Below are 496 nucleotides of genomic sequence, written 5' to 3'. Positions count from 1 at the left end.
CCATTTCGAACTCCGGGCCTGTAACCGGGCCGGGATCCCTCTGGCCAAGGCTACACGGCCCGCTCTGATGATCGAGCTGCAGGATCTGGTCTTCGAGGTCATGTCCCGTCACTGCGAAGGCATCGAGCGCGGTAATCGCAAATATGACCGGCTGGCCGCGGGGGAGGATTACGCCGCCACGGTCCACAAGTCGGTGCGCCAGTTGCATCACGATCTGCCGCTGGAGATCCAAGCTCTCGAACAGAAACGGGAGGCCCTTCAGGCGGATCTCCCAGAGTTGGAGACTCGGGTCGAGGAGATGCAGGGCCGGGTCGCCAAGCTGGAGGCGGAAGCGGCGGATCGGGAGCTGACCGCGGCCAAGGTCAAGCGGCTGCGGGTCTATCGCGATCGGCTCTCGGACCGTGTCCGGGATCTCGAAGCCCGCCAAGGTGAGCTGGAGGCGCTCCAGGCCAAGCATGACCGTCTCACGGGCGAGGTCAAAACCCTGGAAGACCGG

The 496-nt window shown here is 64.7% G+C and carries 1 protein-coding gene; it reads left to right on the top strand.

Features of this window, described 5'->3' with window-relative positions; genetic code table 11:
- Positions 1-67: 67 nt before the first annotated feature.
- Positions 68-496: hypothetical protein (locus D4A39_RS17015; protein ID WP_199699491.1), on the top strand; the 429-nt coding region annotated here is incomplete at its 3' end.

The organism is Alcanivorax profundi (genome assembly GCF_003597125.1).
In the GTDB taxonomy this organism is placed as follows: domain Bacteria; phylum Pseudomonadota; class Gammaproteobacteria; order Pseudomonadales; family Alcanivoracaceae; genus Alcanivorax; species Alcanivorax profundi.
This window is presented reverse-complemented; position numbering and strand designations above follow the sequence as displayed.